The organism is Streptomyces triticagri, from assembly GCF_003429565.1.
GTDB classification, from domain to species: Bacteria; Actinomycetota; Actinomycetes; order Streptomycetales; family Streptomycetaceae; genus Streptomyces; species Streptomyces triticagri.
Genome location: NZ_QUAK01000087.1, coordinates 82,109 through 103,791, shown reverse-complemented (window position 1 = coordinate 103,791; position 21,683 = coordinate 82,109). Strand labels below are relative to the sequence as shown.

17 protein-coding genes are annotated in these 21,683 nt (G+C 72.8%); 11 read left to right on the top strand and 6 right to left on the bottom strand.

Annotation, left to right across the window (positions count from 1 at the left end; genetic code table 11):
* Positions 1-70: 70 nt before the first annotated feature.
* Positions 71-1,114: a hypothetical protein gene (locus DY218_RS16460; protein WP_128556793.1), complete on the bottom strand. Its 1,044-nt coding sequence runs from the start codon at positions 1,112-1,114 to the stop codon at positions 71-73.
* A gap of 185 nt (positions 1,115-1,299) precedes the next feature.
* Here DY218_RS16460 and DY218_RS16455 point away from each other — a divergent pair, with 185 nt between their 5' ends.
* A complete protein-coding gene (locus DY218_RS16455; protein WP_128556801.1) occupies positions 1,300-1,737 on the top strand; it encodes a DUF4442 domain-containing protein in 438 nt (145 codons plus the stop codon).
* Positions 1,738-1,944: 207 nt separating this feature from the next.
* On the top strand, positions 1,945-4,428 hold the full coding sequence (locus DY218_RS16450) for a beta-glucosidase family protein (RefSeq protein WP_128556792.1): 2,484 nt from the start codon (positions 1,945-1,947) through the stop codon (positions 4,426-4,428).
* Between the two features lie 18 nt (positions 4,429-4,446).
* Here the strand turns inward: DY218_RS16450 and DY218_RS16445 are convergent, their stop codons facing one another.
* The gene (locus DY218_RS16445) at positions 4,447-4,977 is read right to left on the bottom strand and encodes a gamma carbonic anhydrase family protein (protein ID WP_128556791.1); all 531 of its coding nucleotides are present in this window, start codon (positions 4,975-4,977) and stop codon (positions 4,447-4,449) included.
* A 143-nt stretch (positions 4,978-5,120) separates the two neighbouring features.
* On the opposite strand from DY218_RS16445, the gene DY218_RS16440 reads away from it, so the two are divergent.
* The 5 genes from DY218_RS16440 (at position 5,121) to DY218_RS16420 (ending at position 10,897) form a co-directional block, all read left to right on the top strand.
* Positions 5,121-5,870: an acyltransferase gene (locus tag DY218_RS16440; RefSeq protein WP_128556790.1), complete on the top strand. Its 750-nt coding sequence runs from the start codon at positions 5,121-5,123 to the stop codon at positions 5,868-5,870.
* A gap of 119 nt (positions 5,871-5,989) precedes the next feature.
* Entirely contained in the window at positions 5,990-6,826 is an 837-nt protein-coding gene (locus DY218_RS16435; protein WP_128556789.1) for an NmrA/HSCARG family protein, read from the top strand.
* A 212-nt stretch (positions 6,827-7,038) separates the two neighbouring features.
* A complete protein-coding gene (locus tag DY218_RS16430; RefSeq protein WP_128556788.1) occupies positions 7,039-7,611 on the top strand; it encodes a helix-turn-helix domain-containing protein in 573 nt (190 codons plus the stop codon).
* A 42-nt stretch (positions 7,612-7,653) separates the two neighbouring features.
* Positions 7,654-8,217 carry a YbaK/EbsC family protein gene (locus DY218_RS16425; RefSeq protein WP_128556787.1) on the top strand — a complete coding sequence of 188 codons (564 nt, stop codon included), beginning with the start codon at positions 7,654-7,656 and terminating at the stop codon, positions 8,215-8,217.
* A gap of 253 nt (positions 8,218-8,470) precedes the next feature.
* Positions 8,471-10,897, top strand: a complete 2,427-nt coding sequence (locus DY218_RS16420; protein WP_128556786.1) for a GH92 family glycosyl hydrolase — start codon at positions 8,471-8,473, stop codon at positions 10,895-10,897.
* Positions 10,898-10,978: 81 nt separating this feature from the next.
* Here DY218_RS16420 and DY218_RS16415 read toward each other — a convergent pair whose 3' ends face one another.
* A complete protein-coding gene (locus DY218_RS16415) occupies positions 10,979-11,386 on the bottom strand; it encodes a CoA-binding protein (RefSeq protein ID WP_128556785.1) in 408 nt (135 codons plus the stop codon).
* Positions 11,387-11,510: 124 nt separating this feature from the next.
* On the opposite strand from DY218_RS16415, the gene DY218_RS16410 reads away from it, so the two are divergent.
* The 3 genes from DY218_RS16410 (at position 11,511) to DY218_RS16400 (ending at position 16,476) form a co-directional block, all read left to right on the top strand.
* On the top strand, positions 11,511-12,137 hold the full coding sequence (locus tag DY218_RS16410; RefSeq protein ID WP_128556784.1) for a YigZ family protein: 627 nt from the start codon (positions 11,511-11,513) through the stop codon (positions 12,135-12,137).
* A gap of 179 nt (positions 12,138-12,316) precedes the next feature.
* Positions 12,317-13,480: an exonuclease SbcCD subunit D gene (locus DY218_RS16405; protein ID WP_128556783.1), complete on the top strand. Its 1,164-nt coding sequence runs from the start codon at positions 12,317-12,319 to the stop codon at positions 13,478-13,480.
* Positions 13,477-16,476, top strand: coding sequence for an AAA family ATPase (locus DY218_RS16400; protein ID WP_128556782.1), 3,000 nt, complete (start codon positions 13,477-13,479; stop codon positions 16,474-16,476). Before DY218_RS16405 ends, DY218_RS16400 begins: the two co-directional genes overlap by 4 nt.
* Before the next feature lie 193 nt (positions 16,477-16,669).
* Here DY218_RS16400 and DY218_RS16395 read toward each other — a convergent pair whose 3' ends face one another.
* Complete coding sequence (locus DY218_RS16395) at positions 16,670-18,355, bottom strand: DUF885 domain-containing protein (protein ID WP_128556781.1); 1,686 nt, start codon at positions 18,353-18,355, stop codon at positions 16,670-16,672.
* 32 nt (positions 18,356-18,387) lie between these two features.
* Positions 18,388-18,906, bottom strand: coding sequence for an Lrp/AsnC family transcriptional regulator (locus DY218_RS16390; protein WP_128556780.1), 519 nt, complete (start codon positions 18,904-18,906; stop codon positions 18,388-18,390).
* Between the two features lie 60 nt (positions 18,907-18,966).
* Between DY218_RS16390 and DY218_RS16385 the strand changes: the two genes are divergently transcribed.
* Complete coding sequence (locus DY218_RS16385; RefSeq protein WP_128556779.1) at positions 18,967-20,178, top strand: trans-sulfuration enzyme family protein; 1,212 nt, start codon at positions 18,967-18,969, stop codon at positions 20,176-20,178.
* Here DY218_RS16385 and DY218_RS16380 read toward each other — a convergent pair.
* Positions 20,117-21,625, bottom strand: coding sequence for a GNAT family N-acetyltransferase (locus DY218_RS16380; protein ID WP_128556778.1), 1,509 nt, complete (start codon positions 21,623-21,625; stop codon positions 20,117-20,119). The two genes, DY218_RS16385 and DY218_RS16380, sit on opposite strands and share 62 nt — an antisense overlap.
* Positions 21,626-21,683 lie beyond the last annotated feature (58 nt).

Here is a 21,683-nt window from a genome sequence, read left to right as displayed (position 1 = left end):
GCCAGGTCCGCCCCGGCGATCGGGGCGGACCTGGCGCGGTCGATGTGGCGATGGACTCCGCGGCGCGGTGTCAGCCCGTCGGGGCGTCCTTGGCGAGACGCAGAGTGGAGAGGATCTTCATGATCGTCTCGTCCTTGACCTCGTCCTTGACGCCCTTGGCGCCGTAGAAGTGCCAGGACACGAAGTCACCCTTGGCGTTCTTGAAGCCGAAGGAGATCGCCTTGCCGTCGGTGGCGCACTTCGACTTGCCGATCTGCGGCGAGTTCGTGGAACGGGACCAGGCGTACTTGCCCTTGATGCCGGCCTTCGTGGTGAAGGACTTGCCCGAGCCGGCCTTCGGGACCGTGAGACTCTTCTTGTCGGGCTGGGTGTAGCCGCCGAAGACCCACCACGGCACCGAGTTGACCGCGACCTCGTCCTCGTTCTTCGCGCCGTTCGCACCCTTGGTGCCGGCTGCGGCGAGCCTCGTGTGGTCTTCCTTGCCGTCCTTGTCGTCGTCCTCCGAGCACCATTCGCCCTTGTACTCGGCGGGCGCCGACATGGTGATCAGCGGCTTCATGTCCTTGCTGTCCGGGTCCTCGAAGCCGATCGAGGTGCCCGGCGACATGACGTTCCACTCGGCGGGGACCTCGAAGGCGGTGCCCCACTTCGGGTTCACCACGACCTTCCAGCCCGGAATGGTCGCCTTCTCACCGCCGCTGCCGTCCCGCGGGTTGTCCTCCTCCGTCGGGGTCGGCTTCGGGGCCTTCGGCGCGGACGACGACTTGTCGCCGCCCTTGGCCTGGTCCTTCTTGTCGTCGTCCTTGTCGTCCCCGCCGAGCACGAGGAAGCCCGTGACGCCCGCTGCGACCACGACCGCGGTCGCGGCGACGATCGCGATGATCGTCGTCTTCTTGCGGTCGTCCCCCTGCGGCGGCTCCGGCGCGCCGATCGGGGCCGGAGTGTTCCACTGCGGTGCGCCGCCCGGCTGTTGCTGCTGCTGGTACGGATTCGGCGCCTGGTATCCCGGCTGCTGATACGGGTTCGGTGTCTGGTAACCCGGCTGCTGGTACGGGTTCTGACTCTGGTCCTGCGGGTTCTGCTCGCCCCCGGGCGGCTGCTGTCCTGGCCACATGGCGGTCAACGATAGACGGCGCCGGTCGGAGGGTGCCACGGCCGCCCCCTGAATGTGACCGTGCTGATGCGACTGTGACCGTGCTGATGCCGTACGGCCGGACAAAGGGGACGAGTTCGCCGGGAGAAGAGGCTGGCCGCAGATGGATACCAGCGAGTAACATCGCCTTCATGAGTACTGACGAGATGTCGATCGGCGAGATGCTGTCCGCCACCGTGCCGATGGTGAAGACCCTGGGGCTGTCCTACGGCGAGGTCACCCCCGAGCGTGCGGTGGTGCACCTGCCGGACGAGCCGGAGTACCGCAACCACGTCGGCGGCCCGCACGCCGGTGCGATGTTCACCCTCGGCGAGTCGGCGAGCGGCGCGGTCGTTCTGGCCGCCTTCGGCGACCAGCTCTCGCGTGCCGTGCCGCTGCCGGTCACGGCCGACATCGCGTTCAAGAAGCTGGCCATGGGCCCGGTGACCGCCACCGCCACGCTCGGCCGCCCGGTGGCCGACGTCATCGCCGAACTGGACGCGGGCGAGCGCCCCGAGTTCCCCGTCGCCGTCGCCGTGCAGCGCGAGGACGGCGCCGTGACCAGCGAGATGACGGTCGTCTGGACCCTGCGCCCGAACAGCTGAACCGGCCCGGCCGACGCGGCGGGTGTGCCCGTGACCGTTCTTCCCGATCCGGTCACGCACACCCGCCGCTCGCGTGGTGCCACGGGGCCAGACGCGTCGTCCTGCCCGGCGTCCGCGGTGTCCGACGGTCCGTCATGTCCCTTGTGTCGCATAGTGCGCTCCGGGGGATGTCAGACGATTCCCGCGCACATCGAGGAGTGACGGACCATGTCCGACACCGTGTCCCGGCGGTCCACACTGCGCCTGCTCGGCGGCTGCGCCCTGGTCGCCGCCGCGGCCGCGACCGGCAGTCCCGCCCACGCCCTGACCGGGCGGGCGTCCGCCGCCCGGCACCGCACCGGACCCCGCCCGCTGCCCCGCGTCGAAGCCCTGATCGGCCGCCTCACCCTCGACGAGAAAGTCTCGCTCCTGCACGGCGCGCAGGACCCCGACGACCTCGGTCAGGCCGGATACGTCCCCGGCGTCCCGCGACTCGGGATCCCGCCGCTGCGCCTCGCCGACGGACCCGCCGGCGTACGGGTGAAGGCGCACGCCACCGCGCTGCCCGCGCCGATCCTGCTCGCCGCCGCCTTCGACCCGCAGCTCGCGCGGGCCTACGGCCGGGTGATCGGGCGCGAGGGCCGTGCGCTCGGCCAGGACGTCCTGCTCTCACCGATGGTCAATCTGATCCGCACCCCGTACGCCGGACGGAACTTCGAGACCTTCGGCGAGGACCCGCTGCTCGCCGCCGACCTGGTCGCCGAGGAGATCCGCGGCATCCAGGGCGAGGGCCTCATCGCCACCGTCAAGCACTTCGCGGGCAACAACCAGGAGCAGGACCGGATGTCCGTCGACGTACGGATCGACGAACAGACCCTGCACGAAACGGAGTTGCGCGGATTCGAGTCCGCGGTGACGGCCGGCTGCGGCGCCGTGATGGCCGCGTACAACAAGGTCAACGGGCGCTTCGCGAGCGAGAGCGAAGCCCTCCTGGACACCGTCCTGCGCGGGCGCTGGGACTTCCCCGGCTGGGTGATGACCGACTGGGACGCCGCGCGCAGCACGGCCGCCTCGATCGGGGCGGGGCTCGACATGGAGATGCCCGGCGGCACCCGCTTCGGGGCTCCCCTCGCCGATGCCGTACGCGACGGCAGCGTGCCGCAGTCCGCCGTGGACCGCTCGGTGCGCAGACTGCTCGGCGTGCTCGACCGCTTCGGACTGCTCGACACCGACCCGCCCGCGCGGCCCGTTCGCGACGCGGAGGCCGGCGCGCGCGTGGCCCTCGAAGTGGCGAAGGCGGGAGCCACGCTGCTGCGCAACGAGGACGCCACCCTGCCCCTGACCGGCGAAGCAGCCCGCAGCCTCGCCGTGATCGGGCCCACCGGGCTTGTGCCGTTCGTCAGCGGCGGCGGCAGCGCCCATGTCGTACCCGATCGTGCGAGAAGCCCGCTCGACGCGATCCGCAGCCGCGCGGGCGACGGAGCACGGGTCGGCCATGCGCTCGGCGAGGACGTCTTCGGGCGCGCCCTTCCCCAGGGTGTGCTCACCCGCGGCTTCGACGCCGAGGGCCAGGGCGTGGACGCCGGCGAGGAGTGGCGCTACGACGGAACCCTCCGGGTCGCCGAGGACGACACATGGACGCTCGTCCTGCACTACACCGGGGAGCGGCCCGTGGTGCACCTCGGCGACCGCGAGCTGTACCCCGTGCGCGAAGGCACCGCCGAGTACTTCGCCGGCGGTTTCGTCAGCACCGCGCCGGACGGCCTGAGCGTACGGCGGGCGACTCTGCAACTCGCCGCGGGCGAGCACCGGTTGAGGATCACCGCGAAGGGCGGGGACGAGGGGCAGCTCTTCCGGCTCCGGCACATCACCGGAGCCACCCGGGCCGAGGACGTGGCCGCGGCGGTGGCCGCCGCCCGCGCGGCGCACTCCGTCGTACTGTTCGCCTACGAGGACGCAACCGAGGGGCAGGACCGCACCGGCCTCGCACTGCCCGGTCACCAGGAGGCCCTGATCGAGGCCGTCACCGCGGTCAACTCCCGTACCACCGTGGTCCTCAACACCTCGTCGGCCACCTCGATGCCCTGGCTGCGGCGCACCGGCGCGGTGCTGCAGATGTACTACCCGGGCCAGGAGGGCGCCGCCGCCACCGCGGCCGTGCTGTTCGGCGACACCGACCCCGGCGGCCGGCTCACCCAGAGCTTCCCGGCGGACGAACGCACCCACCCGACCGCCGGCGACCCGCGCCGCTACCCCGGAGTCGACGGACGGGAGGAGTACACCGAGGGCATCCACATCGGCCACCGCTGGTACGCGGCACGCGGACTGCGTGCCCTCTTCCCCTTCGGCCACGGCCTCTCGTACACGCAATTCGCCTACCAGGACCTCGATGTGCGGGCCGCGGACGGGGGACTCGATGTGACCTTCACCGTGCGCAACACCGGTGCCAGGCAAGGCATCACCGTGCCGCAGGTCTACGTCGGACCGGCGCCCGGCCTCCGGCTCGACCAGCCGGAGACCGCGCTCGCCGGATACCGCCGGCTCACTCTGGACGCCGGGGAGCGGCGCCGGGTCGCGGTGCGGGTGACCAGGCGCTCGCTCTCCTCCTGGGACGCGGGCCGGCACGGCTGGGTGCTCGGCACCGGACTGCGCACCGTGCGCGTCGCGGCCTCCGCCGAGGACGTACGGCTGTGGGGGCAGGTCCGGGTGTAGGCCCTGGGGCCGCGGGGGTCAGGACTCGTGCGCCGCGCGGTGGGTCTTCGCCAGATCGCAGTACACCTCGGCATTGAGGAGGAGCCCCGCGCGCTCCTCGTCCGTGAGCGGGCGCCGTACCTTGGCGGGCACCCCGGCCACCAGCGAACCGGGCGGCACCTGCATGCCCTGCGGCACGAGCGCCTGGGCCGCCACCAGCGAACCGGCCCCGATCACCGCGCCGTTGAGCACCGTCGCCCCCATGCCGACCAGGCAGTCGTCCTCCACGGTGCAGCCGTGCAGTGTGGCGTTGTGGCCCACCGACACCCGCTCGCCCACCGTCAGCGGGAAGCCGACGTCCACGTGTAGCGTGCAATTGTCCTGGATGTTGCTGTCCGCGCCGAGCACGATCGGGCCGCCGTCGGCGCGCAGCACCGCCTGGTACCAGACGCTCGACCCCGCGTGCAGGGTCACCTCGCCGAGTACGACGGAGGTCGGGGCCGTGAAGGCCTCGGGATGCACCTCGGGGGTCCGGCCGCCCACCGGGGCGATCAGTGCTTCGTTCGCCATCTTCTGCTCCTGCTCTCCTGTGACCGCGCCGTCGCGCTCACCCGGAACCGTAGGCGACGGCCACCGGGAGCCGCGCGGGGGTGGGTCGAAGATCACAGGTCAGGCCCGCTGCCGCGGTCACTACCGCTGAGTACGGTGTGCGTGTGCCGAAGAACCGGAACACGTTCTCCTCGCTCACCGCGCGCCGCCGCAAGGTCACCAGCCGCGCGGTCCACGCGGCTTGGCGCTGGGTGCAGCGCCAGGGTGCCGTGACGGCCGAGCGGCCCGGCCGGCTGCGGTTCCGCGCGATCGGGCACGGCACCCGGCTCGCCTTCCCGCAGGGCACCGTCTTCGGCGAGCCGTGGATCGAGATCGGCGACCACTGCATCGTCGCCGAGCAGGTGACACTCACCGCCGGACTGATGCCCGATCTGGACCTCGGACCCGACCCGATCCTCACGCTCGGGAACGGCGTGGTGCTCGGCCGCGGCAGCCATGTCATCGCCGACACCACGGTGACCATCGGCGACGACTGCTACTTCGGCCCGTACGTGTACATCACCTCGACCAACCACAGCTACGACGACCCCGAGCAGCCCGTCGGCAAGCAGTGGCCGCGCATGGAGCCGGTGCACATCGGCCCCGGCTGCTGGATCGGCACCAACGCGGTCGTGCTGCCCGGCACACGCCTCGGCCGGAACGTGGTGGTGGCGGCCGGCGCCGTCGTCCGCGGCGAGGTGCCCGACCACTGTGTGGTCGCCGGTACGCCGGCCCGCGTCGTCCGGCGCTGGGACGCCGAGCAGGGCTGGCAGCCGCCGCTGCGTACGCCCGCCCCGGTGCCGATCCCCGAGCACATGACTCCCGAGGCCCTGGTGGCGCTCGCGGAACTCCCGGACCCGCCCGGCGGGTGCTGACCTCACCCGGTGCTGCCGACCTCGTCCGAGGCCGTTGACCTCAACCGCGGTTGAGCAAAGAGCCTGGCACTCCCGGCGCGGACATCGGACGTCCGCGCCCGACATCCGAGGAGTGCCCCGTGAACGACACCGGATTCGTCCTGGTCGTCGGCGCCACCGGCAACCAGGGCGGCGCCACCGCCCGAGAACTGCTCGCCCGCGGCCGTGACGTGCACGCCCTGGTGCGAGACCCGGACAAGCCCGCGGCCCGGGAGCTGAAGGAACAGGGCGCGGTCCTGGTGCGCGGCGATCTGAACGACCCGGCATCGCTGCGGACGGCGATGTCCGGAGCGAGCGGGGTGTTCAGCGTCCAGGCGCTCGCGTACGAACCCGAGACGCTCGCCGCGGAGGTGCGGCAGGGCAAGGCAGTCGCCGACGCGGTCCTGGAGACCGGCGTGCCGCACCTGGTGTACAGCTCCGTCGGCGGCGCCGAACGAGGCACCGGAATCGACCACTTCGAGACCAAGGCCGAGATCGAACGGCACATCGGCGCGCTCGGCCTGCCCGCCACCGTCCTGCGCCCGGTGTTCTTCATGGACAACCTGCTGCACTACGCCGAGGCGGGCGAGGAGCGGGTCCTCGAGCTGCCGGTCGATCCGGCGCGGCCGATGCAGCTCGTGGCGTCCGAGGACATCGGACACTTCGCCGCGGACGCCTTCGCGGACCCCGGCCACCACCGGGGACGGCAGATCGAACTGGCCGGTGACGAGCTGACCTTCCCGCAGATCGCCGAGGTCTACCAGCGAGTGACCGGGACCCCGACGCGGCTCGTGCCGCTGCCGATCGAGGAGCGCATGTTCGAGTGGTTCGCCGAGGGGGGCTACCGGGCGGACATCCCGGCCCTGCGTGCGCTGCACCCCGGCCTGTCGACGTTCGAGGAGTTCCTGACCCGGCGACTGCGATCGGCCGCCGGCTGATCCGGGCCGGCGCCGGAAGCTGCGGGCAGCCCGTGGTCGCGCCCTCCGCGCGCGCCCCGGTGAGGCCGGTGACCAGGAGGAACGGAGCGCGCTCCGGGCCGCCGCGCTGCGTGGTGCGCGCCGTACGGCAGTACAGTGCGGTGCACGGCAAAGGACAAGGCACCGTGGTCCGCACCGAGCGGCCACGGACTCGGAGACGACGGGACGGACGCGTGTCGGACCTCGATCAGCTGACCCGGTCGCTCGCCCGCAACCTCCGGTACTGGCGCGGCGAGCGCGGCTACACCCTGGACGCGCTGGCCGCCCGCTCGGGCGTCAGCCGAGGCATGATCATCCAGATCGAGCAGGCCAGGACCAACCCCAGCGTGGGCACCACGGTGAAGCTCGCCGACGCACTCGGGGTGAGCATCACGACCCTGCTCGACCACGAGCAGGAGGCCGAGGTCCGGGTGGTGCCGGCCGAGCAGGCGGTCCGGATGTGGTCCACGGAACAGGGGAGTTGGTCCCGGCTCCTGGTCAGCGCCTGGGCGCGCGGGCCGTTCGAGCTGTGGTCCCTGCACTTCGAACCGGGCGAGGGCAGCGACTCCGACGCCCACCTCAAGGACACCGTGGAACTGCTCCATGTCACCGCGGGCGAACTGACCCTCGTCGTGGACGGCGTCGAGCACCGCGTACCGGCGGGCGGCTCGGTGACCTTCGAGGCGAACGCCCCGCACGGGTATCACAATCGCGGCCGGGAGCCGCTGGAGCTCACGATGGCGGTGTCCATTCCGCCCGCGGGCTGAGACGCCCCGCATCCGGCCGCCGGCCCCTGTTAGCTTGCGGTCATGCGTGCACCCATCGGCAACTTCGACGAAGCCCGGCCCGCCCCGGACTGCCTGGACCTGCTCGCCGCGCCCGTCGCCGACGCGGTACGGCGGTGGCGCGGCACGGTGCCCGCCGAGCAGTTCCTGTACGTGGACACCGACCCGGCGATCGCCGACACCGCCGTGTTCGTCGAGCACCACGGCGCCGAGCTCCTCGAGCAGTCGGCGAACTGCGTGGTCGTGGCCGGCAAGCGCGGCGGCGAGTCGACCCTGGCCGCATGTCTGGTGCTGTCCTCCTCGCGCGTCGATGTGAACGGCGCGGTACGCAAGCAACTCGGCGCCCGCAAGGCCTCGTTCGCCCCGATGGACACGGCGACCGGCGAGACGGGGATGGAGTACGGCGGCATCACACCCGTCGGCCTGCCGGGGGACTGGCGGATCCTGGTGGACGCCGCCGTGCTCGACGTGCCGCACGTGCTGATCGGCAGCGGGAGTCGGCGCGGCAAGCTGATCGTGCCCGGCAAGGCCTTCGCGGAGCTCCCCGGAGCGGTGGTCGTCGAGGGCCTCGGCCTGCCGTCCGCCTGACCTCGCCGAACGGCTCCGCACCACTGAGCGGAAAGCCTCCGCACCCGTGCGCCGAACGGCCCCACACCCGTGAACGGACGACGAACGACTCGCCAAGGTACGGAAGGGGGCTTGTCCAGGGCCCTCGCGTGCTGCAGGATTCGAGCCCCGTCTGACATCGATGTCAAGGGTCGGCAGCCAGGCAGCGTGCGGCCTCCCTTGCCCGCCCGGAGAGTGGTGAGCCGTGTCTCCAGAAGAAGTGTTGTCCCCACGCGTGAGGCGCAGAACCCGCCTCGCCGCATCCGCGGCCCTCGGCACCGGAGTCGCGGTGCTCCTCACCTGCCTGCCGGGCGCCACCTCCTCCGCCGACCCGGCGGCGGCCGCCGCGAAGGCCGAACCGGCCGCATCCGTCGACCCGTTGATCGGCTCGGCGAACGGCGGCAACACCTACCCCGGCGCCGTCCGGCCGTACGGAATGATGTCGTGGTCGCCGACCAGCACCAAGGGCGACCAGACCGACACCGGCGCCGCCAACGGCTACTCGTACGACACCACCCGGACCCGCGGATTCAGCCTCACGCATGTGAACGGCGCGGGCTGCCACCCGGGCGCCGCGGGCGACATCCCCGTGATGCCGTTCGCCGGCGAGGTCGACTCCTCGCCCTCCGCGGACACCGAGGACAAGGTGTACGCCTCCGACTTCTCACACGACAACGAGCGGGCCGTGCCCGGCCGTTACACCCTCGGCCTGGACTCCGGCGTCACCAGCGACCTCGCGGTCAGCGAACGCGCCGGGGTCGCCGACTTCATCTTCCCGGCCGACAAACCCGCCAACCTGCTCTTCCGGACCTCGAACTCGCTCAACGGCAGCGAGGACGCCCACATCGAGATCGACCGGGCCGCCCGCAAGGTCACCGGCTGGGTGCACACCGGCGCCTTCTGCGGACGCCGCGCCAACGGCGGTGAGAACAACCGCAAGAGCTACTACAAGCTGCACTTCAGCGCCACCTTCGACCGCGACTTCGCCGACCACGGCACCTGGCAGGACGACAAGCTGTCGCCCGGCTCCACCTCGGCCTCCGGCGGCGAGGGCTACGCCACCGGCGACGACCGGCGCGGCCGCGGCTCCGGCGGATACGTCGGCTTCGACACCGGCAAGGACCGCACCGTCTCGATGCGTCTGGGCATCTCGTACGTGAGCCAGGCAGGCGCCGAGGCCAATCTGCGCGCCGAGATCCCGCGCCGCGCGAGCGTCGACGACGTGGCCGCCGAGGGCTACAAGGCGTGGAACCGCGAACTCGGCGCCGTCGCCGCCCGCGGCGGCACCGAGGACCGCCGCACCGCGTTCTACACCGCCCTCTACCACTCGCTCCTGCAGCCCAACCTGGTCAGCGACACCGACGGCCGCTACCCGGGCATGGACGGCAAGCCGCACCGTCTCGCCAAGGGCCAGCGCGCCCAGTACACGAACTTCTCCGGCTGGGACCAGTACCGCGCACAGATCCAGCTGCTCGCCCTCCTGAAGCCGGACGTCGCGGGCGACTTCGCCCAGTCCCTGTACAACTTCGCCCGGCAGAACGGCGGGGTCTGGGACCGCTGGGTGCACATCAACGGCCCCACCCATGTGATGACCGGCGACCCCTCCGCCGCCACCCTCGCCACCTTCTACGCCATGGGGGTACGGAACTTCGACGCCGAGGGCGCCTTCGCCTCACTGGCGAAGCAGGCCACCGTGCCGCACCCGGACGGGCTCTCGGACGCCGGCTGCCCCGGCCAGTGCGAGGGCCAACGCCCCAACCTCGAGCAGTACTTGAGCAGCAAGTACGCGGCGCAGGACGACTGCCACTGCTGGGGCGGCGCCGCCGAGACCCTGGAGGCCGCGGTCGCCGACTCGGCGCTCGCACAGTGGGCGAAGCAGCTCGGCCGCAAGGCGGACGCGCGCCGCTTCGGTGAGCGGGCCGACTACTGGCGCAATGTCTTCAACCCGAAGGCCACCGACGAGGCCGGCTACATCCAGGCGCGCAATCTGGACGGCTCCTGGGTCACCCCCTTCGACCCGGCCGGCGACCTCGGCTTCGCCCAGGGCAACAGCTCCACGTACACCTGGATGGTGCCGCAGGACGTGCCCGGACTCGCCGACGCCATGGGCGGCCGCGACACCGCCGCCGAGCGGCTGGACGGCTTCTTCCACGACGAGGACGGCAACTGGTCCGTCTCCGGCGGCGACCCGCTGCGCTACGACCCGACCAACGAGCCCGGCATCCACACCCCGTGGCTGTACAACGCGCTCGGGCAGCCCTGGAAGACCCAGGAGACCGTCCGCGAGATCTCCGACACCGTCTATGGCACCGGGCCCGGCGGACTGCCGGGCAACGACGACCTCGGCACCATGTCCGCCTGGTACGTCTTCGCCTCGATGGGCCTCTTCCCGCAGGAGCCGGGCAGCGCCGCCATGCTCTACGGCACCCCGTCCTTCGAGCGGATCACCGTGGACCGGCGGCACGGCCGGGATCTGGTGATCAACGCGCCGGGCGCCGGTGACGACCGCCCGTACATCGACGCGGTACGGGTGAACGGCCGCAGCAGCGACCGCTCCTGGGACGCCGGCAAGCTGGTCACCGACGGCGGCCGGCTCGACTTCCGCCTCGCCGGGCAGCCGAACAAGGAGTGGGCCACGGCACCGGACAGCCTGCCGCGCTGACTCCGCCCCTTTCGTGGGCCCCGTGCCGGTGCGGGGCCCACGAAGGCGTATCGGTGCGGCGCCGTCGCGGCGGGCTCGGGGCTATCGGCGTGCGTTGATCTCGATCGCCGGGCAGCGGTCCATCACCATCTCGAGGCCGGCCTCCCGGGTCCGGGCGTACGCGTCCTCGTCGACGACACCGAGCTGGAACCAGACCGCCTTCGCGCCGATGGCCACCGCCTGATCCGCGACGGGGCCGGCCAGTGCGCTGTTCACGAACACGTCGACCACATCGACGGGGAAGGGGATCTCCTCGAGCGAGGCGTAGCCCTGCTCCCCGTGCACCGTCTCCGCCTTCGGATGCACCGGCACGATCCGCTTGCCGTAGCGCTGCAGCACCTGGGCCACGCCGTACGCCGCCCGCTCCTGGTTCGCCGAGAGGCCGACCACGGCCCATGTGTCGCCCGACTCGTCGAGGATCCTGCCGATGGTCGCGGGGTCGCCGTACACGTCCGGCCTCCTGTGCAGCTTCGTGCGGATTCGCCCGTCGCATCCGCTGCGTACCACAACAGCCGCACCGCACGACCGATTCCCTACCGCCGGCCCGTCCCCGGCCGGCGCATACGCTGGGCGGATGCAGGACGCGTACCGCACCGTGCCCCACGAGGGCGTGCACGAGACCGAGATCAACCGCTCGCGCTTCCGCTGCGCGCTCGCCCCCGCGGCCACCGAGTCCGAGGCACAGGACTTCATCGCGAGGATCCGGGCCGAGCACCCGGGCGCCAACCACAACTGCTGGGCGTACGTCATCGGCACCGACGCCTCGGTGCAGAAGGCGAGCGACGACGGCGAACCCGGCGGGACCGCGGGCGTGCCCATGCTGCAGATGCTGCTGCGCCGCGACATGCGGTACACGGTCGCCGTCGTCACCCGCTACTTCGGTGGCGTCAAGCTCGGCGCGGGCGGGCTCATCCGGGCGTACGGCGGGGCCGTCGGCGAGGCGCTCGACGCCCTCGGCACGGTCACCAGACAGCGCTTCCGCCTCGCCACCGTCACCGTCGACCACCAGCGCGCGGGCAAGCTCGAGAACGATCTGCGCTCCACCGGCCGCACGGTGCGCGACGTCCGCTACGGCGAGGCCGTCACCCTCGAGGTCGCCCTGCCGGACGCCGACGTCGACGCCTTCCGCCGCTGGCTCGCCGACGCCACCGCCGGCAGCGCACACTGCGAACTCGGCGGCGAGGCCTACGGCGACGCCTGAGCCGACGCCGTCGGGCGGATCTTGACACGGGTGGAAAAGCGGGGTCCGTGGGGAATCCGGGATGCCGCGGCGTTAACGTGATCCGTGCCTGCGGCCCGGAGAGGGCCGGGGAACGTACGTGTCCGTAGGGGCGCCGGAGCGAGGGGTGGAGCAGGGAGCATGCGGGCCGGAGTCGCGTCGTGAGGATCCTGCACACCTCCGACTGGCACCTGGGGCGGTCCTTCCACCGGGTGAGCATGCTGGATGCGCAGGCCGCGTTCATCGAGCACCTGGTGTCCACCGCCCGCGAGCGGCAGGTGGATGCCGTCGTCGTCGCCGGGGACATCTACGACCGGGCCGTGCCGCCGCTCGCGGCCGTGGAGCTGTTCGACTCCGCGCTGCACCGGCTCGCCGATCTCGGGGTGCCCACCGTGATGATCTCCGGCAACCACGACTCGGCGCGACGACTCGGTGTCGGCGCGGGTCTCATCGGCCGGGCGGGCATCCATCTGCGGACCTCGGCCGCCTCCTGCGGGACGCCCGTGGTGCTGGCCGACGAGCACGGCGACGTCGCCTTCTACGGACTGCCGTATCTCGAACCGGCCCTGGTCAAGGACGAGTTCGCGGTCGAGCGGGCCGGGCACGAGGCCGTGCTCGGGGCCGCCATGGACCGGGTACGGGCCGATCTCGCCGACCGGCCCGCCGGCACCCGCTCGGTCGTCCTCGCGCATGCCTTCGTCACCGGCGGCGAGGCCAGCGACAGCGAACGGGACATCACCGTCGGCGGCGTCGACTCGGTGCCGGCCGGCCTCTTCGACGGCGTGGACTATGTGGCGCTCGGGCACCTGCACGGCAGCCAGACGCTCTCGGAAAGGGTGCGCTACTCCGGCTCCCCGCTCGCGTACTCCTTCTCCGAGGAGCACCACCGCAAGAGCATGTGGCTGCTCGACCTCGACGCGGACGGCGATGTCGCCGCCGAGCGGCTCGACTGTCCCGTGCCGCGCCGCCTCGCCAGGATCAGCGGCACCCTGGAGGAGCTGCTGGCCGATCCCGGCCTCGAGACCCACATCGAGTCCTGGGTCGAGGCGACACTCACCGACGCGGTACGGCCCGCCGAGCCGATGGCCGCGCTCTGTGCACGCTTCCCGCACACCCTCAGTCTCGTCTTCGCACCCGAGCGGGCCCCGGGCGACGAGACCGGGTCGTACGCCCGCCGGCTCGACGGGCGCAGCGACCAGGAGATCGCCGAGGACTTCGTGGCACACGTCCGCGGCACCGACCCCGACGCCGCGGAGCGCGCGGTGCTGCGCGACGCCATCGACACCGTGCGCACCGACGACACCCTGCGCGAGGTCGCCCGATGAGGCTGCACCGGCTGTCGGTCAGTGCCTTCGGCCCCTTCGGCGGCACCCAGGAGATCGACTTCGACGCACTGTCCGAGGCCGGCCTCTTCCTGCTGCACGGGCCGACCGGCGCCGGCAAGACCTCCGTCCTGGACGCGGTCTGCTACGCGCTGTACGGATCCGTGCCGGGCGCCCGGCAGAGTCAGTCCGCCGCCCTGCGCAGCGACCACGCGCCGGCCGACACCCGTACCTCCGTCACTCTCGAACTCACCGTCGCCGGACGCCGGTTGGAGATCACCCGGCAGCCCGCGCGGGTACGCCCCAAGAAGCGCGGCACCGGCACCACCGTGGACAAGGCGCAGACCTGGCTGCGGGGCCGGGACGCCGCGAGCGGCGACTGGCAGGACCTGAGCCGGTCCCACCAGGAGATCGGTGAGGAGATCGGGCAGCTGCTCGGCATGAGCAAGGAGCAGTTCTGCCAGGTGGTGCTGCTCCCGCAGGGGGAGTTCGCCCGGTTCCTGCGCGCCGACGCCGAGGCCCGCGGCCGGCTCCTCGGCCGGCTCTTCGACACCCGCCGCTTCGCCGCCGTCGAGGAGAAGCTCGCCGAGCTGCGCCGCGCGGGCCAGGCCCGTGTCCAGTCCGGCGACGACCGGCTGCTCGCCGTCGCGCACCGCATCGAGCAGGCCGCAGGTCCCGCCGCCGAACTGCCGCTGCCCGACACCGCACCCGGCGAACCGGGCCTCTCCGACGACGTACTCGGCTTCGCCGCCGTCGCCCGCGCCGGCGCGCGGGAACGCAGGGCGCTCGCCCGGTCCCGAGTCACCGAGGCCGAACGCGCCCAGGCCGCCGCCCGCCGCACCCTGGACGCCGAACTCGCCACCCACCGGCTCCAGCAGCGCGCCGCCGATGCCCGCACCCGTGCCGCCGCCCTCGCCGCGGACGACCGCGCGTACGCCGAACTGCGCGCCCGGATGGAGCGGGGCCGCAGGGCCGGGACCGTCGCACCGGCCCTGCGCCTGCGCGCGGACGCCGAGCGCGAACTCCTCGAACGCAGCACGGCCGAGGACCACGCCCGTGCGGCCCTGCCCGCCGAACTGACCGGCGCCGACGCGGTCACGCTCGCCTCGGCGGCCCGCGGCACCCTGGAAGAACTCGGCAGCCTCGAGTCGGCCCGCAGGGCCGAACAGCGCCTGGCCGCCCTCACCGCCGAACGCGCCGAACTGGACCGCGAGGAACGCGCCGACGAGGAGGCTCTCCGCGACGTCACCGAATGGCTCGAGCACTCCGACGCCACCCACCACACCCTGCGCGCCGCGGTCGAGACCGCCCGGGACGCGGTCGCCCGAGCCGAACACCTCGCCGCCGATCTCGCCGCCGCGCAGGACCGCCTCGCCGCCGCCACCCGCCGCGACGAACTCGCCGGTCGGGCCGAGCGCGGTGAGCAAGCGGCGCTCGGGGCACGGGAGTCGGCCCTCGCCGCGCACGAGCACTGGCTCGGCCTGAAGGAGCAGCGGCTGCTGGGCATCGCCGCCGAGCTCGCCGGGAGCCTCGAGCCGGGCAAGGCCTGCGCGGTCTGCGGCTCCACCGCACACCCCGACCCCGCGACGAAGGTCGCCGGACATGTGGACCGGGCGACCGAGGAGGCCGCGCTCGCCGCCCACCGCGACGCCGACGCACGCCGGCAGGAGGCCGAGCGCGAACTCAGCGCGGTGCAGGCCTCCCTGGCCGCCGCCACGGAGGCGGCCGGCGACGACACCACGGCCGAACTCGCAGCGGGCGTCGAGCAGTTGCGGCGCGAGCACGCCGGCGTACGGGAGCGTGCGGCAGGACTGCACTCCGCGCAGGAAGCCCTCGCACACGCCGGTGACGAACACACCCGCCGCCTCACCGAACGCGAACAGACCCGCACCCGGATCGCCTCCCGGCAGGCCGGAGCCGACCGCCTGGACCGTGAACGCGCCGAGCTGAGCGCCGAGTTGGCCGACGCCCGCGGCGAGGCGGACAGCGTCGCGTCCCGGGCCGGCCAGCTGGAGCGCCGTGCGGAGCTGCTCACCGCCGCAGCCGACGCGGTACGCGCCGCCGCCGACGCCGCGCAGCGGCTCAAGGACGCCGACGCCCGGCTCGCCGACGCCGCCTACCGGGCCGGCTTCGACACCCCGCGGGACGCCGCCGACGCCGCACTCGACGACGCCACGCACCGCGAACTCCAGCACCGCATCGACCGCAGACAGCAGGAGGAGGCCGCGATCCGCGCGGTGCTCGCCGAGGACGAGACGCTCGCCGCCGAGGCCCGCCCGCCCGCCGACCCGGCGACCGCCAGGTCCCGGGCCGACACCGCCGACCGGATCCTGCGCGACACGGTCTCGGCCGACGACGCGGCCGCCCGCCGCTGCACCGAACTCGACCGGCTCTCCGCCCGCGCACACACCGAGGCACGCCAACTCGGGCCGCTGCGCGCCGAGTACGACCGGGTGGCCCGCCTCGCGAGCCTCGCGGCCGGCACCTCCAGCGAGAACGAACGGCGGATGCGCCTGGAGTCCTATGTGCTGGCCGCCCGGCTCGAACAGGTCGCGGCCGCGGCGACCGCACGACTGCAGCGGATGTCCGCGGGCCGCTACACCCTGGTGCACTCCGACGACCGCGCAGGACGCGGCCGTTCGGGCCTCGGTCTGCATGTCGTCGACGCCTGGACCGGACGCGAGCGGGACACCGCGACCCTCTCCGGCGGCGAGACCTTCTTCGCCTCGCTCGCCCTGGCACTCGGCCTCGCGGACGTGGTGACCGACGAGACCGGCGGTGTGCGCCTCGACACCCTCTTCATCGACGAGGGCTTCGGCAGCCTCGACGACCAGACCCTGGACGAGGTCCTCGACGTACTGGACTCGCTGCGCGAACGCGACCGCAGTGTCGGCATCGTCAGCCATGTGCCCGATCTGCGGCGGCGCGTGCACACCCAGCTCGAGGTGGTCAAGGAGCGCGACGGCTCCTCGCTGCGGCACCGTACGGCGACGAGCTGACCGCACNAGTGTCGGCATCGTCAGCCATGTGCCCGATCTGCGGCGGCGCGTGCACACCCAGCTCGAGGTGGTCAAGGAGCGCGACGGCTCCTCGCTGCGGCACCGTACGGCGACGAGCTGACCGCACGCCACCGCGCAGGTGACCACGGGCGCCCGCCGGCCGAAGTCGGTGACCGGCCGGCGGGCGCGCCGATCACAGCTTCGACAGCTCGTCGACCAGGTCGTCGAGGCCGAGGGAACCCTGGGAGAGGGCGGCCATGTGCCAAGCCTTGGCGTCGAACGCCTCGCCGTGCGCCCGCCGGGCGTTCTCCCGGCCGAGCAGCCAGGCCCGCTCACCCAGCTTGTAGCCGATGGCCTGGCCCGCCATCGACAGATAGCGGGTCAGTTCGCTCTCCACGAAGTCGGCCGGCCGGCCGCTGTGCCGGCCGAAGAACTCCTGGGCCAGCTCCGGAGTCCAGCGCTCGCCCGGGTGGAACGGCGAGTCCGCCGGGATGTCAAGCTCCAGATGCATGCCGATGTCGACGATCACCCGGACCGCCCGCATCATCTGCGCGTCCAGATAGCCCAGGCGCCGCTCCGCGTCCGTGAGGAAGCCCAACTCGTCCATCAGGCGCTCCGCGTAGAGCGCCCAGCCCTCGGCGTTCGCCGACACCATGCCGATCGAGGCCTGGTAGCGGGACAGGTCGTCGGCGACGTGCACCCACTGCGCAAGCTGCAGATGGTGCCCGGGGACGCCCTCGTGGTACCAGGTCGACACCAGGTCGTACACCGGGAAACGGGTGTCGCCCATCGTGGGCAGCCAGGTGCGGCCCGGCCGTGAGAAGTCCTCCGACGGCGGGGTGTAGTACGGCGCCGCGGCGCCGCCGGCCGGTGCGATCCGGGACTCCACCTGCCGTACCCGGTCCGCCAGTTCGAAGTGCTCGCCGTCCAGGGCCTCGATCGCCTCGTCCATCAGGCCCTGCAGCCACTCCTGGACCGCGTCCACGCCCTCGATGTGCGTGCCGTGCTCGTCCAGGTGCTTCAGGGCCTCCCAGGGGGTGGCCGCGCCGGGCAACACCTTCTCCGCCTCGGTGCGCATCTCGCCGAGGATGCGGTGGTACTCGGACCAGCCGTACGCGTAGGCCTCGTCCAGGTCCAGGTCGGTGCCGTTGTAGTAGCGGGACCAGCGGGCGTAGCGCTCGCGGCCCACGGTGTCCGGCTCGCCCTCGACGGCCGGTGCGTACACGTCCCGCATCCAGTCGCGCAGCGCGCGCACGGACTCGGTCGCCTGCGCGGCGGCCGCGTCGAGTTCCCCGCGCAGCGCGTCGGGGCCGGCGGCCGCGAATTCGTCGAACCACCCCCGGCCGGTACCGCTCCACTCGGTCAGCTGGCCCACGAAGGTCGCCGTGGCCCGTGGGCCGCCGTACAGCTTGCGCTCCAGGCCGAGGGCGAGGGACTGTCGGTAGCCCTCGAGTGCCGCGGGCACCGCCCGCAGCCGCTCGGCCACGGCCGCCCAGTCCTCGTCGGTCGCGGTCGGGGTGACGGTGAAGACCTCCCGCACCGCGTGCACGGGCGAGGACAGATTGCCCACCGTACGCAGGTGTTCGTCCGCCTCGTGCACGGCGAGTTCGGCAGTCAGACGCTCGCGCAGCAGCCGGGCGCAGCGGCGCTCCACGTCGCTGTCGCCGCCGGGCGCCCGCTCCGCCGTCGCGAGGCGCGCCAGCGTCGTACGGGCCAGCTCGGCCCACCGACGCGCACCCGCCGGCGAGAGGTCGGGCAGCCGTGACGAGCTCTCCGCGACTCCGAGGAACGTACCGGTGATGGGATCGAGGGCGATCAGGTCGTCGACGTAGGCGTCGGCCACCTGGCGGGGCAGTGGGCTCTGAGTGGTGTCTGACATGCGGACATCCTCTTACGAGCGGGTCGCTCGCGTCACCGGATTACGCTCCCGGAATCCTTCGTCCCGGGGTGATCCGGGGCAGCCGGCGGCAGCAGGGGACCGCAGTCCCACTGCTGGAATATCAGCCGGGTCTCCACCCGTGCCACCTCGCGCTGCGAGGTGAACTCGTCGATCACCAGACGCTGCAGATCGGCGGTGCCGGTCACCGCCACATGCACCAAGTAGTCGTCGGGACCGGTGAGATGGAACAGTGCACGGGACTCCGGCAGCGCCCTGATCCGCTCCACGAACGGGCCGATGAGCTCCCGGCGGTGCGGCCGTACCTGGACCGAGAGGAAGGCCTCGAGGCCGCGGCCGAGCTTCGCCGGATCCAGGCGAAGCCGATGCCCGAGGATCACTCCGGAGCGGCGCAGCCGCGCCACCCGGTCCAGACAGGTCGACGGCGCGACGCCCGCCTGCGCGGCGAGGTCCCGGTAGGTGGTCCGGGCGTCGTTCTGCAGAAGACTGAGAATCTGCAGATCCACCGGGTCCAGTACGACGGATTCGCTCATCCATCGAACATAGCGCGGGACGCGGCCCGACCGCACCGGACGGCGTTCACCGTACTGCGCATGGAGATGGACACGGACCACACCGCCGACCTGACCTCGCCCACACCCAGGGCCCTGGCCACCGAAGCCGTGCACGCCGGCCGCGAAGACCTCGCCGGCCTCGGCCTGCACGCCCCGCCGCTCGACCTGTCCACCACATACCCCTCGTACGACAGCAGGGCGGAGGCCGCCCGGATCGACGCCTTCGCCGCCGAGGGCGCGCTCGACGACGGGCCGCCGGTCTACGCCAGGCTCGGCAATCCCACCGTCGGCCGCTTCGAGACCGCGCTCGCCCGTCTGGAGGGCACCGAGAGCGCCGTCGCCTTCGCCAGCGGTATGGCGGCGCTGAGCGCGGTGCTCCTGGTCAGGGCGTCGATGGGGCTGCGGCACGTCGTCGCGGTACGACCCCTCTACGGCTGCAGCGACCATCTCCTGGACGCCGGTCTGCTCGGCACCGAGGTGACCTGGGTGGACCCGGCCGGCGTCGCCGACGCCATCCGGCCGGACACCGGCCTCGTCGTCGTGGAGTCACCGGCCAATCCCACCCTCGCCGAGGTCGATCTGCGGGCCCTGGCGCACTCCTGCGGCTCCGTACCGCTGCTCGCCGACAACACCTTCGCCACACCCGTGCTGCAGCGCCCGGCCGAGAGCGGCGCCGGCCTGGTCCTGCACAGCGCCACCAAGTACCTCGGCGGCCACGGCGACGTACTGGGCGGAGTGGTCGCCTGCACCGAGGAGTTCGCGCGGCGGCTGCGGCAGGTGCGGTTCGCGACCGGCGGTGTGCTGCATCCGCTGGCCGGCTATCTGCTGCTGCGCGGCCTCGCCACCCTGCCGGTACGGATGCGGGCCGCATCCGCGACCGCCGCCCGACTGGTCCGGCGGCTGACCGACGACCCGCGGGTGGGTGCGGTGCACTACCCGCGGATCGGCGGCGCCATGGTCGCCTTCGAGCCGCTGGGCGACCCGCACGAGGTGATCGCGGCGGTGCGCCTGATCACCCCGGCGGTCAGCCTCGGCAGCGTCGACACGCTCATCCAGCACCCCGCCTCGATCAGCCATCGCATCGTCGACGCAGACGACCGCAGGTCGTCCGGCGTGGGGGACCGGCTGCTTCGCATGTCGGTCGGTCTCGAGGACGCCGACGACCTGTGGGACGACCTGGACCGGGCGCTCAGCGCGGCGGAGTCGGCCCCGGACCAGGCCCCGCGTCCTCGAAGCCGGGCTGCCGGCTGACGGAGACCGGCTCCGCGTCCGCCGTGACCGGTCGCAGGCGGGCCGTGATCACCAGCGTGCCCTCCTCCACCTGGTAGTCGAGCGGCAGTCCGAGCGCGCGCATCGCGGCGACCATGGCGGTGTTCTGCGCCTGCGTCACCGCGTACACGCTCGTACTGCCCGCTTCGACGGCCAGGGCCACCAGCCGGCCGAGGAGCTCCCTGCCGATGCCGCGCCGCTGCCAGTCGTCCTCGACGAGCAGTGCCACCTCCGTCTCGTCGCCGTCCCAGAGCAGATGGCCGAGGGCGACCATCCGGCCGGAGGCGGTACGGACTGCCAGGGTGCGGCCGAAGCGGGGGCTGAGCAGGTGGTTGAGGTAGCGGTCCGCGTCCCCGACGGGGCCGTGGTAGCGCAGGCTCAGAGTCCGCTTCGAGCAGCGCTCGTGCAGCGCCCGCGCATCGTCCAGGTCGTCGGTGTCGGCCCGCTGCACGGTGATCGAGTTGCCCTCGGGCAGGGTGAGCACGTCCTGGCTGCGGGGGATGCGCGGGCCGAGACGGGCGTCAAGCTCCACCAGGGCGCGGGCCCGCGCGAACTCCGTGGGGGTGAAGGGGAGATGGGCCCGCTCCACGGTCAGGGTGCCGCCCGCCGGGTCGCGCAGCCGCATCAGGGTGCCGTCGAGCACGCCCTCCACGGGCGCGGGGTCGCCGGTCGAGCGGGTGCCGGCGAGTGACTTGGCGGGGATCGACCTGATGCTGCAGCGCCCCAGCAACTGGCGCAGTGCCAGCGGCAGTTCGGCCGCGTCCAAGGCGGTGCGGGTGGCAAGGGAGAGCACCCTGGTGGGGGCGTCCACCAGATCGTGGGCGTCGGCGCGCTCGATCCAGGTCTCCGCACCGCCCGCCCGGGACACCACGGCGGTCAGTTCGGCGGCCCCGCGGTGCCCCGGTGCCCGCAGCAGGAACTCGTCGACCGTGCCCTCGGCGAGCGGATGCGTCTGCAGGCTGAGGATGTCCACCTCGATCGAGGCGAGCGCCGCGCACAGTGCAGCCAGGGAGCCCGGCTCGTCCCGGACCGTGGTCCGCATCCGCCACAGGGTGGACTCGGGCAGATCGGAGCCCCGGTCGCCGGCAGGAGCGCTTGGCACGCCGACCGCCGCGCCCGGTGCCCCGGCCGCGCCGCCGCCCTCGGTCCCCGCGGCTCGCGGGGCGCCGGTATCGACCGGCGGCGGTGCGTGACCGTGGCGTCGTGACCACCAGGTGTGGAAGCCGGCCGTGGCGAGCAGGGTGAGTGCGGAGGCGACCAGCAGAACGGGCCCGTCTGGACCGTTCACGATCGTCTTCGCGATGGTGTCCGCGACCGCGACCGCGGTGAACAGCGCGGCGAGCTCCACCAGATCGCGCCGCCAGTGGTGGTGGGTGCGGCGCGCCCGCTTCGCGTTGCGCGCCTGGGCGTTGTCGATTTTTCGGGTCATGCCAGCACTCTGGACGACCGGTGTTGCGTGATCACAAACGCCTTGTGTCTGATCGGTT